Source organism: Fibrobacter sp. UWB16, assembly GCF_900215325.1.
Lineage (GTDB): Bacteria > Fibrobacterota > Fibrobacteria > Fibrobacterales > Fibrobacteraceae > Fibrobacter.
In genome coordinates this window covers 589,051-605,055 of sequence record NZ_OCMS01000001.1, presented here as the reverse complement: position 1 = coordinate 605,055, position 16,005 = coordinate 589,051, and the positions used below count along the sequence as shown (strand labels likewise).

Annotated in this window: 15 protein-coding genes; 2 read left to right on the top strand and 13 right to left on the bottom strand. The window is 50.9% G+C overall.

Annotation, left to right across the window (positions count from 1 at the left end; genetic code table 11):
- The 11 genes from CRN95_RS02535 to CRN95_RS02485 are packed head-to-tail and all read right to left on the bottom strand — an operon-like array spanning position 1 to position 11,431.
- Positions 1–1,515 (bottom strand): NuoM family protein, encoded by a 1,515-nt coding sequence (locus tag CRN95_RS02535; protein WP_097020014.1) that lies wholly within the window; start codon positions 1,513–1,515, stop codon positions 1–3.
- 9 nt (positions 1,516–1,524) lie between these two features.
- A complete protein-coding gene (gene nuoL / locus CRN95_RS02530; RefSeq protein WP_097020013.1) occupies positions 1,525–3,480 on the bottom strand; it encodes an NADH-quinone oxidoreductase subunit L in 1,956 nt (651 codons plus the stop codon).
- Positions 3,473–3,778 (bottom strand): NADH-quinone oxidoreductase subunit NuoK, encoded by a 306-nt coding sequence (nuoK, locus tag CRN95_RS02525; protein WP_014546971.1) that lies wholly within the window; start codon positions 3,776–3,778, stop codon positions 3,473–3,475. Before nuoK ends, nuoL begins: the two co-directional genes overlap by 8 nt.
- On the bottom strand, positions 3,775–4,347 hold the full coding sequence (locus tag CRN95_RS02520; protein WP_085492267.1) for an NADH-quinone oxidoreductase subunit J: 573 nt from the start codon (positions 4,345–4,347) through the stop codon (positions 3,775–3,777). Before CRN95_RS02520 ends, nuoK begins: the two co-directional genes overlap by 4 nt.
- Entirely contained in the window at positions 4,347–4,820 is a 474-nt protein-coding gene (locus CRN95_RS02515; protein WP_014546973.1) for an NADH-quinone oxidoreductase subunit I, read from the bottom strand. Before CRN95_RS02515 ends, CRN95_RS02520 begins: the two co-directional genes overlap by 1 nt.
- A gap of 3 nt (positions 4,821–4,823) precedes the next feature.
- Complete coding sequence (locus CRN95_RS02510) at positions 4,824–5,945, bottom strand: complex I subunit 1 family protein (protein ID WP_097020012.1); 1,122 nt, start codon at positions 5,943–5,945, stop codon at positions 4,824–4,826.
- 3 nt (positions 5,946–5,948) lie between these two features.
- Complete coding sequence (locus tag CRN95_RS02505) at positions 5,949–7,088, bottom strand: NADH-quinone oxidoreductase subunit D (RefSeq protein WP_097020011.1); 1,140 nt, start codon at positions 7,086–7,088, stop codon at positions 5,949–5,951.
- Positions 7,085–8,344 (bottom strand): NADH-quinone oxidoreductase subunit NuoB, encoded by a 1,260-nt coding sequence (nuoB, locus tag CRN95_RS02500; RefSeq protein ID WP_097020010.1) that lies wholly within the window; start codon positions 8,342–8,344, stop codon positions 7,085–7,087. Before nuoB ends, CRN95_RS02505 begins: the two co-directional genes overlap by 4 nt.
- Positions 8,335–8,715, bottom strand: a complete 381-nt coding sequence (locus tag CRN95_RS02495; protein WP_014546976.1) for an NADH-quinone oxidoreductase subunit A — start codon at positions 8,713–8,715, stop codon at positions 8,335–8,337. Before CRN95_RS02495 ends, nuoB begins: the two co-directional genes overlap by 10 nt.
- A 26-nt stretch (positions 8,716–8,741) precedes the next feature.
- Positions 8,742–9,335, bottom strand: a complete 594-nt coding sequence (locus CRN95_RS02490) for a hypothetical protein (protein WP_088629963.1) — start codon at positions 9,333–9,335, stop codon at positions 8,742–8,744.
- Positions 9,332–11,431: a bifunctional (p)ppGpp synthetase/guanosine-3',5'-bis(diphosphate) 3'-pyrophosphohydrolase gene (locus CRN95_RS02485; protein ID WP_235002829.1), complete on the bottom strand. Its 2,100-nt coding sequence runs from the start codon at positions 11,429–11,431 to the stop codon at positions 9,332–9,334. Before CRN95_RS02485 ends, CRN95_RS02490 begins: the two co-directional genes overlap by 4 nt.
- Positions 11,432–11,759: 328 nt before the next feature.
- On the opposite strand from CRN95_RS02485, the gene CRN95_RS02480 reads away from it, so the two are divergent.
- The gene (locus CRN95_RS02480) at positions 11,760–13,349 is read left to right on the top strand and encodes a hypothetical protein (RefSeq protein WP_235002828.1); all 1,590 of its coding nucleotides are present in this window, start codon (positions 11,760–11,762) and stop codon (positions 13,347–13,349) included.
- Between the two features lie 133 nt (positions 13,350–13,482).
- Here CRN95_RS02480 and thrH read toward each other — a convergent pair whose 3' ends face one another.
- Both thrH and CRN95_RS02470 read right to left on the bottom strand, forming a co-directional pair.
- Entirely contained in the window at positions 13,483–14,100 is a 618-nt protein-coding gene (gene thrH / locus CRN95_RS02475; RefSeq protein WP_097020008.1) for a bifunctional phosphoserine phosphatase/homoserine phosphotransferase ThrH, read from the bottom strand.
- A gap of 146 nt (positions 14,101–14,246) precedes the next feature.
- Positions 14,247–15,134, bottom strand: a complete 888-nt coding sequence (locus tag CRN95_RS02470) for an Hsp33 family molecular chaperone HslO (protein WP_088629967.1) — start codon at positions 15,132–15,134, stop codon at positions 14,247–14,249.
- A gap of 85 nt (positions 15,135–15,219) precedes the next feature.
- Between CRN95_RS02470 and CRN95_RS02465 the strand changes: the two genes are divergently transcribed.
- Positions 15,220–15,765, top strand: coding sequence for a DJ-1 family glyoxalase III (locus CRN95_RS02465; protein ID WP_088629968.1), 546 nt, complete (start codon positions 15,220–15,222; stop codon positions 15,763–15,765).
- Positions 15,766–16,005 lie beyond the last annotated feature (240 nt).

Here is a 16,005-nt window from a genome sequence, read left to right as displayed (position 1 = left end):
CTATAAACCTGCCGATGAAATCTTTTCAAAGATAGGTGCAATGCTCTGGTCTAAGAGTTCCGAAATCCAGCCGGGGCAAACACCGATGAACAACAAGCAGGCAACGAGAACGACAATGACCAACTTTTCGCGGAAGCATCCATCGGTGAGGTCTTCGTACTTCTGCGGGAGCGGGCCGTGAAGCATGCGGTTCGCGGTTTGCAAAATGTAGACGGCGGTCGTCGTGATGGAGAGAATCGCGAGAATCGTCACGATGCGAGTGAGCGTAGAATCTTGCTGGAACGCGCCAATGAAGATGGTGCTTTCGGCAATGAATCCGCTAAAGCCCGGGAGGCCAAGACCTGCAAAACCGGCAAGCACAAAGCCAACGCCGAGGAACGGCATCTTGCGCATGATACCGCCCATTTCCGTGATGTCGCGGGTGTGGGTGCGTTCGTAAATCATGCCGATAGTCGCGAAGAAAAGCCCAGTCAAGAAACCGTGAGAAATCATCTGGAGGCTAGCGCCGCGAAGTCCAATCGGCGTGAGGGCTGCAAGTCCGAGGAAGATGAGGCCCAAGTGGCTGATGGAACTGTAAGCGGTGATGTACTTGAGGTCTTTGTGGCGGATGGCAATAAACGGGCCGAGAACCACGTTAAAGATGAGGAGCGCTACAACGTACGGGAGCCAAATCTTGGCGGCTTCGGGCATGAGGAACATCGCAACGCGGAGGCATCCGTAGGCACCCATTTTCATCATCACGCCGGCGGCGAGCATTGAAACGGCAGTCGGTGCGGCGGAGTGACCGTCCGGACTCCAGAAGTGGAACGGGAAGAGTGAACTCGAAACGGCGAATCCCATGAACATGAGCGGGAATGCCCACATCTGGAAATCCATCGGGAGCGTCGTCTTTGCAATTTCAATGAGGTTCCAGCTTGTGGCGCCACTTTCGAAGTAAAGTCCGAAGAGCGTTGCTAGAATCATCGAAGAGCCAAACGCAAGCGTCAACGTGAGCTTTTTACCACCGTAGTCGCGCTTGCCACTGCCGTAGCAGGCAATCATCAAGTACATGCAGAGTGCTTCCATTTCGTAGAACACGAAGAAGAGCACCAAGTCAAAGCTCATGTACACGCCGTAAACGCTTGTTGCCAAAAGCTGGATAAGCGCAAAGAAAATCTTCTGATTCCCTTTGATCTTGAGGCTTACAAGTACGCCTGCCCAGACGATAAACGCCGTGAGTGCAAGCAATAGCATGTTGAGACCGTCGGCGCCAACAATGTAGTGGGCGTTGAACATCGAGAGCCACGGGATGTCCGTGAAGAATCGGAGCGCAAGCGGTGCAGCTGCCGGATCTGTCGGAGTTCCCGAGAGAGCGTAGATGGCGTAAGTCAAGTAGCAGACAATTGCAAGGACAATCGTTGCTGACGTGACGTGGATGGTTCGGAGCGTCTTTTCGTATGTGGCAGGGATCAGTACGCAGGCGAGAACCGTTAAGAGGGGGAGGACCCAAATGGAGTTAAAAAGTATTGTATTCATGGGTGCGCCTTACAGGGGAAGCTGGCCGAAGAATCGCCAAAGGAGAACGCCAACAATCAAAGTACCCAAGTAGAACGGCAGGTAGCCGGCCTGGGCAAAACGGACCAAGTCACCGAGCTTGTGGACAAACCAGACCGTAAAGGCGAGGAGTCCTTCAATCACGTAATCGTTGAATGCGCGGGCAACGCGGGCGATACCGCCAAAGATAAACTGGCGGACGACGGCGTAGTACATTTCATCGAAATAGAACTTGTGGTAAATGACTTTGTAGATGCCACTGCGGTTGGATTCATCGAGTGCGCGCTGGACTTTTGCCCACGGGCTTGCGTAAAGCACCCAGGCAATCACGAGAGCGATAACGGCAATGCCGACGGCGACAAACGGGAGCCATTCAGCATGTTCGAGCTTGACGAGCTGCGGAACATTCAACTGGCCCGGAACAAAGAACTTTTCAAAAATGCCCTTGCCGAGGATACCGCTCAAAAGTGCCGGAATCGCAAGGATGGCAATCGGGAGTGTCATCGCGAAATCTTCATGCACATGGCCTGCCTTGACGCCTTCGTGACGCGGTGCGCCATGGAACGCCAGGAAGAACAGACGGAACATGTAGAATGTTGTGAGACCGCTCGTGAGGAGTGCAAGACCAAAGACGACGTAATGATGCCCCTGGAATGCGGCGAGAATGATTTCGTCCTTGGAGAAGAATCCGGAGAACGGCGGAATGCCCGAAATCGCGAGAATCGAAATAAGCGTGCAAGCGTAAGTGAGCTTCATCTTCTTTCCGAGACCGCCCATGGCATCGAGGTCGTTCGTGCCGACCTGATGGATTAAGCTACCGGCGATGAGGAACAAGCTGCACTTGAAGAAGGCGTGCGTGAAGATGTGGAACGTCGAAGCGGTCCAACCGGTAACGGCGATGACCTGGCCAATCTTGCAAGCGCCAAGCGCAAACATCATGTAACCGAGCTGCGAAAGCGTGGAATAGGCGAGGATGCGCTTGATGTCCTTTTGCGTGCAGGCGATGACGGCGGCGAATACCATCGTGAATGCGCCGACCCACATGATGAGCGTGAGGGCGTTATCGCAAATGGCAAAGAACGGGAAGAGTCGAGCGACAAGGTAAACGCCTGCGACGACCATCGTTGCACTGTGAATGATAGAGCTGACGGGCGTCGGACCTTCCATGGCGTTCGGGAGCCAAATATGCATCGGGAACATGGCGGACTTGCCCCAGCCACCGGTGAAAATCAATATGGAACCGAGAACGAGTGCTTCGGATTTCGGGATTGTCACAAGGCCGAGGTTGATGAACTGCTTCTGGAAGTCAATGAGGCTGAGCGAATTGAGCGTCGAAAAGTCGAAACTGCCGACGACGTAGCTCACGAGCACAATGCCGAGCAAGAAGAAGCTATCGGCAAAGCGGGTGAGGATGAACGCCTGCTTGGAGGCGCTTACGGCACTTGGCTTGTGGTACCAGAAACCGATGAGCAGGTAACTCGAAACGCCGACGAGTTCCCAGAAGATGAACATCTGGAAAAGGTTTGTCGCAATGACGAGTCCGAGCATGCTAAAGCTGAACAACGAGAGCAGTGCAAAGAAACGCCCGGCGGCGCGGTCTTCGCGCATGTAGCCGATGCTGTAGATATTCACCATGAAGCTGATGAACGTGACAACCACGAGCATCATTACGGAGAGCGGGTCTACGAGCATACCGATTCTTGCGACCAGGTCCCCGATGAACGGGATAAACGTATGGTCGAACAGAATTGCCTTTTGCGGTGCAAAGTCCGAGCTGAAGTAGTGGAATGCGAGTGTGCCTGCGGCGGCAAAGGCAAGGCCGTTGCAGACGACTGCGAAAATCGCAGCTGCTTTCGCGCACTTGTTTCCGAGGAAAAGCCCGTTCACGACGAACGTGATGAGCGGGAACAATAGAATCAAATAGCCGAGAGTGATATCATCAATCATGGAGGTCCCTCAACTGGTCAACGTCAAGACTCTTATGGCGGCGGTACATGGTCACGATAATCGCAAGGGCGATGGCCATTTCGCAAGCCGTCACGGCAATGACAAAGATACTGAACAGTGCGCCTGCGGTCGCATCGTGTGCGGTGAAGTAGGCAAAACTGATAAAGTTGATGTTTGCGGCATTCAGCATGAGCTCAATGGAAATGAGCATGCCGATGAGATGGCGGCGGCGCATCAGGCCCCAGACGCCAATCCCGAACAGCAAAAATGCGAGAATCAAGCAATTCAAAAGGTTCATTTGCTAGCCTCCTCTTCGGCATCTTCCTTGGTGCGGCGGGCGACCGTGATAGCGCAAATGAGCGTCATCAAGAGGAGCACGCTCACGATTTCAAACGGGATGATGAATCCGTTTGGATCGTTACCGAGCAAGCGCAAGGCGAAGTTCTGGAGTGAAGAATAGTCGGCGGGGGAGTTTACGATGCCGCTTGCCAAGTCCGGAGTCGGCAGCACGCATTTGACCATCACGAACACAAACGCGATGGAAAGCGCAAATGCGGTAAACACTCGCGGAATCTTTGTCGTGAAAGCGTCTTCTCCCAAATGGCTTGTGAGAAGAATTGTAAACACCACGAAAATCACGACGCCGCCCACGTAAACCATCACCTGGGCAAGCGCAATGAATTCTGCGTGCATGAGCATGTAGAGAATGGCGGTCGTGACAAAGCTAAAGATGAGGAACACGGCGCTTTGCAGGATGTTTTTCACGGCAACGCAACAAACCGCCGTCATTAAAATCACGAATGCGACGACATAGAACGCAATGTCCATGCCACCCATCGGGAATGATAAAGGCAAATCCGGGAACATTAACCTTGTCCCTCCTTCTTATTTAAAATCATTTCAAGATCGTTCGGGTCAGTTGTCGCAACCTCGAATGCGGGACTCATGCGGATGGCTCCAAACGGGCAGGCTTCTACGCAGAGGCCGCACTGGGTGCAGCTGGCGAAGTGGTACACGTAACGTCCGAGAACCTTCTTGCCTGCAATGTTCTTTGTGGCAAGCACGTTGATGGATGCGTTCGGGCAGGCGCGTTCGCACATGCCGCAAGCGGTGCAGTGGTTGTTGCCGTCTGCATCTTCGATCATCTCGAGGCGGCCGCGGTAACGGTCGTGCATCTTGAGCGTCTTCCTGTTTTCGGGGTACTGTTCCGTAACGATGCGCTTAGGATTGAAAAAATACTTGAGTGTCACGGACAATCCGCAAATAAGGCTCCACGGACCCGTAATGCAACGCTTCAAGTAGCGCTTGATATATTGTAATGTTGAAATTTTTTCTTGCATAAACTAACCACCAATTGCGATAAAGGCTGCGCCAGCGACGAGCAACACTAGGTTTACCGGCAAAAGGAATTTCCATTCAAAGTCCATGAGCTGGTCGACACGCGGGCGCACAAACGTCCAGCGGACCATCATGTAGCACCAGACCATAAAGTAAATCTTGGCGAAGAACCACACGACGCCAGGCACCATCTTCAAAACGTTGTCGATAGCGTCAATGCCCACGCACGGCGGGAAGAATCCACCGAGGAAGCATGTGGTTGCAAGGGCGGAGTTCGTGATGAGGGCGATGTATTCGGCAAGGTAGAACATGGCAAACGGGGTGCCATTGTATTCCGTGTGGTAACCACCGGTAAGTTCCTGTTCCGCTTCAGCAATGTCGAACGGAGCGCGGTTCATTTCGGCGGTGCTCGAAATAAAGAACAAGATGAAAGCGATGAAACCGAGGACTGGAATCTTGAAAATCCACCAGTCAAAAATCGTTCCTTCCTGGCCCATCGTAATGCTCATGAGGTTCGTAGAACCAGAAATCATGACGACGAACAGGAGAATCATCGCAAACGAGATTTCGTAGCTGATCATCTGGGCGCCACTGCGGAGCGCACCGAGCAAGGAATACTTGTTGTTACTGCTCCAGCCGCCAAGCAAAATGCCGAGCACGCCAAAGCCGTTCACCGCGATGATGAGCGGGATGCCCATCGAGACGTCGGCCACGACAAGGTTCTTGTCGAACGGAATCAAGGCGCAGACGATAAACGGTGCAATCAAGACGATTAGCGGAGCCAAGTAGAACATGAGCTTGTCAGCGCCACTCGGAGCGTACACTTCCTTGAAGAGCATTTTGATCACGTCCGCGATGGTCTGGAGCGTTCCGTGCCAGCCAAGGCGCATCGGTCCCAAACGGCATTGCACGTGAGCGCAAACCTTGCGTTCCATGTAAATGAGAATCGGGGCAGAGCCGATGTTCACCACACAGACGGCGATAATGCAAATCACAGCGTTGATGAGGAAGGCGACGACGCTGTTGAGGTCTTCGGACTGGATGTTTGCGGGCAGATATTCTGCCAAGCGCGGAACCCATTCACGGACAAAGTCGCCAATAGGATGTGTTACTGAAGGTACAAACATAAACTACCTGTCAATTTCCGGAATCACGGGGTCTAACGTTGCCATGATGGTCACGAGGTCCGAAATCTTGTGACCTTGAGCCATCTTGTTAATCGCTGCAATATGCGGGAAGCTTGGGCCGCGTGTGTGGATGCGGTACGGCTTTTCGCCGGTCGTTGCGGCGACAACGTATGTGGCGTAAAGACCCTTGGCTGTTTCAATTTCGCTGTAGTAGCGGCCCACGGGGAGTCGCACTGGCTTTTCCTTGCTGCGCCACGGACCTTCGGTCGGAAACTTTTCGACGCACTGGCGCAGAATCTTGAGCGATTGATGAATTTCTGCAATGCGGATTTTGTAGCGGTCGTAGCAGTCGCCGTTATGGAATACGGGCACGTCAAAGTCGAGCTGGTCGTAAATGCTATACGGGTTTGCACGGCGCACGTCAAAGTTCACGCCGCTAGCGCGGAGCACAGGGCCAGAGCAACCGTAAGCGATCGCATCTTCCTTGGAAAGAACTCCAATGCCGATGCTGCGTTCCAACACGATGATGTTTTTCGAAAGGAATCTTTCGTAGTCCTTCATCGTATCTTCCATGTGGTCGAGGAATGCTTTTACGCGCGGGATAAACGTATCCGGCACGTCATAGCGGCTTCCGCCCGGTCTAAAGAAGTTCGTCGTAAGGCGGGAGCCTGTGACTTCTTCGAGGATGTCGTGAATCATTTCACGTTCCTTGAAACCGAACAAGAGGCAAGTCTGTCCGCCAAGGTCACCGCCAAAGCAACCGTAGAACACCAAGTGCGAGGCAATGCGGCCAAGTTCTTGGAGCATCACGCGGATGTATTCGCCACGGAGCGGAACGCCCACGTTCATGCCCTTTTCAAGAGCAATCACGACGCCCAAGTTGTTCTGGATGGCGGTCAAATAGTCCTGACGGTCCGACATGGCGATGTACTGCAAGTAGCTCATTGATTCCGCTTGCTTTTCCATACCGCGGTGGATATAGCCAAAGTGCGGGACAACTTCTACAATGGTCTCACCGTCCATGCGGAGCGTGAGTCGCAAAGCACCATGAGTACTCGGGTGCTGCGGACCCATGTTGATAAAAAATTCTTCAGTATTCGATTTGCGTTCGAGGCGAAATCCCGGAGGTAACTGATGACTCATATAGGCCTCCTAATCATTTCCGGGTGAGTAAAGTCTTTACGGAGCGGGTAACCCACGAAGTCCTTGTCCAAGAAGATGCGGCGAAGGTCGGGGTGGTTTTCAAACTTGATGCCGAACATGTCGTAAACTTCGCGTTCCTTGATTTCTGCACCGGGGTAGAGGTGCGAGATTGTTGGGACGCTAGCGAGGAGCGATGTTGGGCGTTTTTCTTCGTCAATCGAGAAGTCTTTCTTGAGCTGCACGCAAAGGAAAATCTTGTGGCCGATTTCAAGGCTTCTGAGCATTGTGACCATGTCGAAGTGGTCGTCGTAGTCAATGGCGGTCACGTCAATTAGGTAATCCATCTTGAATTCAGGATCATTCTTGACAAATTCAACGACGTTCAGGTAGTCTTCCTTTTCGAGCATGACTTCGAGCGGGCAGTCCGCAGGCATCTTGGCGACGACATCTTCAGGAGTGTCTTCACCACGTGTATGCACTGTCACGTTCGGGAACTTGGCGCGGAGCTTTGTGAAAAGTTCAAGTTGCGTCATGCCAAAGCGCTTGAACGGCACACGTTCCACTTCCGGGAAATCCGGCTTCTTGACGCGAATTGGCTTGAATGCACTCTTGTAGTCCGGATTTTCTTCCTTGAACTTCGCGCGGGCTTCGGCCATCTGCTCGTCTTTCATTTCTTCGAGAGCGGCCCAAGTCTTTGCGGCTTCGCGATAGCGGTCCATCGTCGAAACGTCCTTCGGTTCGCCTTCGTGCCACGGGTTGCGGCATGTTTCCTTGAGAATCTTTTCGCGGAGCGTCAAAAGTCCGTGGAAGAGTGCTTCGGGGCGCGGCGGGCAGCCGGGAACGAACACATCGACCGGAATCAAGTTCTGTGCGCCACGAACAACAGAATAGTTGTCGTAGATGAACGGGCCACCGCTAATCGTGCAGGCGCCCATGGCGATGACGTATTTCGGACCGGGAATTTGTTCCCAAAGCATCTGGATGGCGGGTGCCATGCGGCGGGTAATTGTACCTGCCAAAATAAACAAGTCCGCCTGTCGCGGGGACGAGCGGAACACTTCAGAGCCAAAACGGGCGATATCGTAGCGAGCCATGGAACTCGACATCATTTCGATAGCGCAGCAACTTGTACCGTATGTAAGCGGCCAAATAGAATTAGCACGAGCCCAGTTGACTACGTAGTCGATTGCATTGACAACGTACTTTCCACCGGGAATCGGGTCAAGAATCTTCGGAGCTAAATTAATTATTCCCATTTGAGAATTCCTTTCTTCCAGGCATAGGCGAGACCTGAAACGAGAATCGCAATGAAGATGATAAGGTCGATAACGACGACTGATGGCGGGAGCGCCGTGTGGCCAGCCATGATTTCCTTGAAGTTCATCATGACGGGGAAGAGGAACAGCGCTTCGATATCAAACACGAGGAAGAGCAAGGCGAACAAGTAGTAGCCCACCTTGAACTGAATTCTTGCGTTGCCGATGGTTTCCATACCGCATTCGTACGGTGCCATCTTGTTCTTTGTATTCTTGGTGCGGTAGCCTAGCAATAGGCCTGTGACGGTTGCCGCCGCCGCGATAAACGCGCCCAGAAAAAGGAATATTGAAAGTATGATGTATTCAGACATAGTCGTTAGTTTTTAGTCAATGGTCATTAGTAGAAATTCTGCAAGTCCTGGACGGTTCCGAATAGCGTATTGCCAATCTGGAAGCGGTCCAGAACGTGTTTCAGCAAGTCCTTAAATTCATCAATGGTGCCTGCGTTCATGGTATTCAATTTGCCTTGAATATCACTCACGAAGCCGTAAACGACAGGACTCGATTTCATGCCCTGCATTTCCCCACTCCATTGTTGCAACACTTTATCCGTATCAATTCTTGCGATAACGTATCGCGTCGTCGAGAGCAGTTCCTGCAAAAAGTGCACGAGGAAAATTTCTTCTTGCAAAATACCCCAGCGCTTGTCCTTGGAGTAAAGCGAAGAATTTTCGGCCTTGCCGTAAAAGATGGCTGCCTGCGCATATTCGAGGCATGTCATCAAGAGACGTTCGTAACGCTTGATGTCCTTGCTCAAATGCTGGTACCAGGCGTTGTTCTCTTCGGGTGTAGATTCCTTGGCTTCGGCGATTTCGTTCGGGAACAGCGCACGGAACGCGTAATACACTTCTTCGTAATAGCGGTTCCTCATGCGGCAGTTGAACGCACGGTTTTTTTGTGTGTAGTCGCAATGGTGTAGGGATGTTATCATGCTTTTTCAACCCCTCTGACGCCCTCGACTTGCCTTATCTTGGTCACAATGGCATCGACCTGGTCCTTGCGGAACGCCTTGAATTCCATACGGATGCGTCCCGTGTACTGGGCACTGGCGATACTCATTCTATCCAACGACAAGTTCTCGTCTTTCAGAACCATCAGGATGCTTAAAGGCAAGTTTCTGCGGTTGTCTGTTTCAATCGTGAGGTGCGTTGTAAATGGCTTCGAAACATCGGCGCTCCAATCGACGGGGAGGCGCTGGTCGTTCGGCAAGTCCTTGAGACAAGGGCAGTCGCTCTTGTGGACTTCTATACCGATTTGCGGGCGCATCACGCCGACAATCTTATCGCCCGGGACAGGGCCGCAGCAGCTTGCGAAATGGATGAGGAGACTGGTTTCGTGACCAATCATCAACGGCATTTCGTCGGTGAGCGTGTTGTCCATGTCCTTGCCGAATTTCGGGTAGAAGCGGATGGCTGCGGTTTCCTTGGATATGTCGTTTCCGCCGTTCAAGAAACGGTGGATGTCCTGGAGCGGCAGTTCGCCCTGACCGATCTTTTCAAAAAATTCGTTGAGGCTTGTCATGCCGAAGTTCTTGAGGATGTCCTCTTCCTTCGGGCGTTTGTCCTTTTCAATTTTCAGGAGGCGCAGTTCGCGAGTCCAGATTTCTTTACCGAGGCTGCGGGACTGGATGATGATGCTTGTCTTCATCCACTTGCGGAGTTCCTGCTTTGCCTTGATGGTCTTGACCATTTCAAGCCATTCCGGGCTCGGTTCCTGATTTGGGCTCTTTAAAATCTGAATTGTGGCACCGTGCGGCACAGGTTCATCGAGGCTCACGACCTTGTCGTTAATGCGTGCGCCGATGCAGTGCAGGCCAAGCTCCGTGTGTACTGCGAATGCAAAGTCCAAAACGATGGCGCCTTCGGGGAGTTCAACGGATGCTCCTTTCGGGGTGAACACCGTCATGCCTTCGGGCTTCAAGTCCACCTTCAAGAAGTCGAGGTATTCCTTGGAGTCCGAGATTTCGGATTGCAGCTTGACCATGTGGTCGAGCCAGGCGAGTTCTTCACCTTCGTGCTGCGTTTCCATCTTGTAGGCCCAGTGGGCGGCAAATCCCTTTTCGGCGGTTAAGTCCATGTCCTTTGTGCGGATCTGGACTTCGACCATCTTGTTTTCGGGACCGATGACGGTTGTATGGATACTCTGGTAAAGGTTAGGCTTCGGGGTGGCGATGTAGTCCTTGAAGCGGCTTTGAAGCGGTGTCCAGAGGTTGTGCACGTAACCCAGAGCGAGGTAGCATTCCGGAATCGTTTCGACGATAATGCGGATGGCGAAAATGTCGAAGATGTCTTCGAATCCGCAACCGCGGGCAATCATCTTGTTATAGATGCTGTATATGTTCTTGGTGCGCCCCTGGATGGTGCAGTCGAAGTCTTCGAGCGCCATCTTGATCTGAAGCGGACCAATCACGGATTGCACGTAGTTTTCGCGCTTTTCCTTATTTTCGATAAGGGCGTCGACGAGCTTTTGGTATTCATCCGGGTTCACGTACTTGAAGCTCAAGTCTTCGAGTTCGGTTTTCAGCTTGTATAGACCGAATCTATGGGTGAGCGGTACGTAAATGTCAAGAGTTTCCTGGGCGATAATCTTACGCTTTTCGGGCTTCATGTATCGCATGGTGCGCATGTTGTGGATGCGGTCTGCGATTTTGATCATGATGACGCGCGGGTCTTTGGCCATGGCCGTAATGAGCTTACGGTAGGTACTTGCCTTTTGCGCCGTCTTGCTTGCTTCCTGGACTGCGGTAATCTTTGTCACCGCATCGACCATGAACGCCGTGTCTTCGCCAAAAAGTTCAGAAATTTCACTGAGGGTATGCGGGGTGTCTTCCACCACGTCGTGCAATAAGCCTGCGAGTACCGTTGCCTGGTCTTGCTTGAGGTCTGCAAGAATCTTGGCCACTTCGTAAGGGTGTTCTGTGTAGGGCATGCCGCTCTTGCGGTATTGACCATCGTGGGCATCGGCAATAAAGGCTATAGCTTTTCTGAGAATCCCTTCGTCAAGTTTGGGATTCTTCTTAAGGAGCACACTTACAATGTGCTCTTGGTTCGTTGTAAATTTAGCCTGATCCATCATTCTCAATTTATCTAATAATTTGATACTTATGCGGCTTTTTTTCGAAAATATGCCAAAAATAAGACGAAAAAAGCATCGACTTGACTAGAAAAAAGGAAAAATGGAAAATTTCCAGTTTGCGGGTAGATGCATCTGAATGAGTGCGTTGTAACTGTTACAACAAAAAAGTTATTACACCTCGCCCAAAATTTTTAGAATAGATTAATTTAAAGGACAACAATTCCGCCGAATTCACGGCTGTTGTTGGGGTTGGTATACAATGAATAAGTGGATGAAAGTAATGCCAGTGGCAGTTGCTGCCTTTGGCTTATGGGCGTGCGGCGATGAAGCTATGACTTCTGCTGCGCAATGTACAACAAAAGAATGCTTGGAACAGGTCGGGCAATCCGCTGGAATTATTTCTGGTGGAGAATCTAGCTCCAGTTCGTACGCCGAAAATAGCGTAGAATCAAGTTCTGATGACGGTTCTGGCAGTCAGGGACCTGATTCTTCTGCAGATGCACAATCTCCGACGAGTAGTTCTGATGTCGCTATTTCTAGCGGTGCATCTAGTAGTAGTGTCCTTGGACCTCAGCTTTCGTCGAGTAGCGATGCTTTGCCTGGAAGTAGCAGCGATGCTGTCTCTAGTTCTAGCCGTGGACATCATCATTCTAGTTCGTCTGCAACAAAGCCGGAAGTCTCTAGCTCTAGCGAATCAACGCCTCCGACTCCGGTAAATGAATTTGTTGAAGACCATCGCAGTGAATGCCAAATTGGAGATATTCCGACTAGCGTGAACAACGCAAAACTTCCGGATCCGTTCAAAAAGCTCGATGGCACGCGCATTTCTTCGAAGGCGGATTGGAAATGCCGTCGTGAAGAAATCGGCGCCATGTACGAAAAGCTCATGTTCGGTACAAAGCCGCGCAATCCTGAAAAAGTCGAAGGCTCGTATTCTGGCGGAAAGCTCACCATTAAGGTCACGGACAAGGGCAAATCCGGTTCGTTCTCCGTGAAAATCAGCAACGCCGGTACCAAGGACAAGCCGAAGCCTGCGATGATCGGTTTTGGCGGTGGCATGATGGGCGGTTGCGGAAGCCTCGGCAACGCAACGAACGGTCTTGACATCGCTCAGATTACGTTTAACCCGGATGACGTCGCTCCAGAAAGCGGTGGCGGTATGTTCTTCCAGCTTTATAACCAGGGACAGGGCACCATCATTGCATGGGCTTGGGGCGTAAGCCGCATTATCGACGCTCTCGAAAAGACTCCTGAAGCGGGTATCGATGTGAAGCACCTCGCTATGACGGGTTGCTCTCGCTGGGGCAAGGGAACGCTTGCTGTTGGTGCATTCGATGAACGTATTGCCCTCACGATTCCGCAGGAATCCGGTTCCGGTGGCGCATCGCTTTGGCGTGTGGGCGCTCAGGTGAACAAGCAGAAGGGTAAGCAGTTCGTTCAGGGCTTGAGCAGTGCCGGTACCGAAGGCAAGTGGATGATTTCTAGTTTCAAGAATTACGATGGCAAGGAAAATACGCTCCCGTTTGACCAGCACATGTTGGTGGCTATGGTGGCTCCGCGTGCGCTCCTCATTCTCGACAATGCTGGTCAGGAATGGTTGGGCGAAGTTCCGTCGAACTATTGCGGACAAGCTTCTAAGGAAGTTTATGACGCTCTCGGTGCAACGGAAAATTACACCTACAGCCAGGAAGGCGGTCATGGTCACTGCCAGCTTCCGAACGGGCAGTTTGACGAAGTCAAGGACTTTATGAACAAGTTCTTGCTCGGCAAGGATGCCAAGACGGGTAAGATTGACTATTCCAAGAATACTCAAACCATCAACTTCAAAAAGTCTGAATGGATTGATTGGGAAACGCCTAGCTTGAAGTAGTTATTAGTCGTTAGTTGTTAGTCATTGGTTATTAGTTATTGGTTGTTTTTTCTAATGACTATTGACCATTGACTGATTATAAAAAATAACCGCCGACATTGTGTCGACGGTTTTTGTATACTTTGTGCTTTTTTTACAGCGAATTCTGGAACTTATGGAATTTGTCCAAAAGTTCTGCGTAGGTCTTTGTGGCTTCGAGCTGCGGGAACTGTGCCACGATGGAATCCGGAGCGCAGAAGAAACAGCCCTTGTCGGCCTGCTTGAGCATGCCCGTGTCGTTGAAGGAATCGCCCGAGGCAAACACCTTGAAGTTGAGTTCCTGCAAGTGCTTTACGACCTTCGTCTTCTGGTCGCTCATGCGCAAGTGATAACCCTTGATCATGTCGTTTTCGACCACGAGATTGTGGCAGAAAATTGTCGGGAATCCGAGATTCTTCATGATGGGGTAGGCGAATTCCTGGAATGTATCCGAGAGGATGATTACCTGGGCTTCGTCGCGGAGCGTGTCCATAAAGTCGCGGGCGCCGTCGAGGAGACCGAGATTTGCAATAACGTTCTGGATGTCAGAGAGCTTGATGTTTTCGCGTTCGAGAATCTTGATGCGGCCCTTCATGAGCACATCGTAGTCGGGAATGTCGCGAGTGGTGAGGCGGAGGTCCTTGATGCCCGTCTTTTCGGCGACGGCAATCCAGATTTCTGGTGCAAGAACGCCTTCCAGGTCAAGAGTGACAACACATTGCTTAGTAAACATGATTTTAGGTGTTAGGTTGTAGGTTTTAGGTGGTTGTGGCTTAAGGGTCTTTAGCTATTAGTCATTAGTTGTTAGTAGATAATTGTGCTTACGGCACCAAACTTTAAAAAACTAAAGACCATTGACTAATGACTATTGACCTAGCACTATATTTTCTTATTTCTCTCGTCTATAATTTCTTGCATGTCGGCAGGTGTAATCGTGTAGTTCGTGCGGCAGAAGTCGCAGACAACGTTCAAGTCCTTGTTTTCGCTGCTGAGTTCTTGCAAATCCTTGAGCGGGAGCGTTGCAAGTGTAGCTAGCATGCGGTCCTTGCTGCACGGGCAGAACGGCTTCGGGTCGATTTCGCGCACCACTTCGATGTCGTACGGGCCGCGGAGCTGGTCCAAAAGTTCGTCAAGGTCAAATCCCTTGTCTGCTTTGTACATGTCGCAGAACTTCGGGAGATTTTGCACGATGACTTCGATCAGGTTAATGTCCTTGTCCTCGAGGTCAGGGAATGCTTCGATGTAGAAGCCTGCGGCATAATCGAGAACGCTCGGGTCCTGTGCATTGAACCTGGCTTCGATACCCACGGCAGAACGAATCTGTTCGGACTGCAGGAGGTACATGGCGAGGTTTTGGCCCATTGAAACGGAAGGAGCCTCGATAATGCTTTCGTGGACTCGCTTGCCCTGTTCGTTCAGCTTGACGACGCTGACGTGCTGCGGCACGAGGGCCGGTTCGTTGGCTCCGATGGCCTGGAGTTCTGCCTGCGGAATCATGGCGCGGACAAGACCCATCGGGGTCGAGTCTGTTTGAATCTTCGTGATCTCGCCACCGTATGTAGTGGTGTAAGAAACTGTTCCTGCGAACTTGAGGCCTGCACTAAGGAATATGCTTGCAATGGAGTTTTCAGCAAGCAACTTGAGGGCAAAACCCTTGGCGTTGTGGTGACGGCCGATTTCGTTCATGGTCTCTGTCAAATCGACCACGATAAGGCGGAAGGGCGTTTTTTTGCCCGTCGCGCGGATGATTCTATCTTTGAAATTCATGCCTCAAATATAGAATTTAGTGGATTTATTGACCCTAGATAGATTGAAAAAAGCTATAATAACTAAGTACATAAATGGAGGTATTATGCAAATTCTCGTCCTGTTGGCAGATGGATTTGAAGAAATTGAATTCGTGGTTCCTGTAGATTTGTGGCGCCGTGCCGGATTCAAGGTAACGGTAGCTTCTGTTTCGGGAACCGACATAGTTGAAGGCCTTCGTGGGCTTAAAATTCAGTCCGATGTGGCGTTGAGCAAACTGGAACCGACCGATTTCGATGCTGTTTTCTTGCCGGGTGGCGGTGTTGGCGTGCAGAATCTCAAGGCCAGCGCTGCGGTTGAAAATACTATTTGCAGCCTCAATGATGACAATAAGTGGGTGCTTGCCATTTGTGCTGCTCCGACAGTCCTCAGCAAGGCTAGAATCCTCGTAGATCGTAAGGCAACTTGCTACCCTGGATGCGAAACGGATCTTGTATGCCGTGAATTTTCCGAAGATCGCGTTGTTGTTGACGGTAATATCATTACAAGCCGTGGCCCGGGTACGGCTGAGGAATTTGCTCTAAAGTGCATTGCTGAAATGAACAGCGCTGAACTTTCTGAACAAATCCAAAAACAAATCGTTGCGCGCTAGCTTATTTGTATTATGGACGTATCATGGCTGATTTGCTCATGATTTCCCATAAATAAAGGCTTTTTAAGCAAAATGTAATTGTGATTTCCCTGCAATTTTGTAGGGGAATTTTTTTATAGACGGTTTATAATTTGTTTATTCATTCTTAAGTTGTTAGTCAATAAGTACAATGTTTGTACGATAAAATATTTTTTTATTAAAAATTGAATTTAGGTGACACATTATATTGTAAAAAATGCT

Coding starts and splice junctions, on each gene's coding strand:
- CRN95_RS02510 (WP_097020012.1), bottom strand. CDS start 5,945: ATGTTTGTACCTTCAGTAACACATCCTATTGGCGACTTTGTCCGTGAA.
- thrH (WP_097020008.1), bottom strand. CDS start 14,100: ATGTTTACTAAGCAATGTGTTGTCACTCTTGACCTGGAAGGCGTTCTT.
- CRN95_RS02480 (WP_235002828.1), top strand. CDS start 11,760: ATGCCAGTGGCAGTTGCTGCCTTTGGCTTATGGGCGTGCGGCGATGAA.
- CRN95_RS02520 (WP_085492267.1), bottom strand. CDS start 4,347: ATGTTCCCGGATTTGCCTTTATCATTCCCGATGGGTGGCATGGACATT.
- nuoL (WP_097020013.1), bottom strand. CDS start 3,480: ATGATTGATGATATCACTCTCGGCTATTTGATTCTATTGTTCCCGCTC.
- CRN95_RS02490 (WP_088629963.1), bottom strand. CDS start 9,335: ATGATAACATCCCTACACCATTGCGACTACACACAAAAAAACCGTGCG.
- nuoK (WP_014546971.1), bottom strand. CDS start 3,778: ATGAACCTTTTGAATTGCTTGATTCTCGCATTTTTGCTGTTCGGGATT.
- CRN95_RS02505 (WP_097020011.1), bottom strand. CDS start 7,088: ATGAGTCATCAGTTACCTCCGGGATTTCGCCTCGAACGCAAATCGAAT.
- CRN95_RS02470 (WP_088629967.1), bottom strand. CDS start 15,134: ATGAATTTCAAAGATAGAATCATCCGCGCGACGGGCAAAAAAACGCCC.
- nuoB (WP_097020010.1), bottom strand. CDS start 8,344: ATGGGAATAATTAATTTAGCTCCGAAGATTCTTGACCCGATTCCCGGT.
- CRN95_RS02535 (WP_097020014.1), bottom strand. CDS start 1,515: ATGAATACAATACTTTTTAACTCCATTTGGGTCCTCCCCCTCTTAACG.
- CRN95_RS02465 (WP_088629968.1), top strand. CDS start 15,220: ATGCAAATTCTCGTCCTGTTGGCAGATGGATTTGAAGAAATTGAATTC.
- CRN95_RS02495 (WP_014546976.1), bottom strand. CDS start 8,715: ATGTCTGAATACATCATACTTTCAATATTCCTTTTTCTGGGCGCGTTT.
- CRN95_RS02515 (WP_014546973.1), bottom strand. CDS start 4,820: ATGCAAGAAAAAATTTCAACATTACAATATATCAAGCGCTACTTGAAG.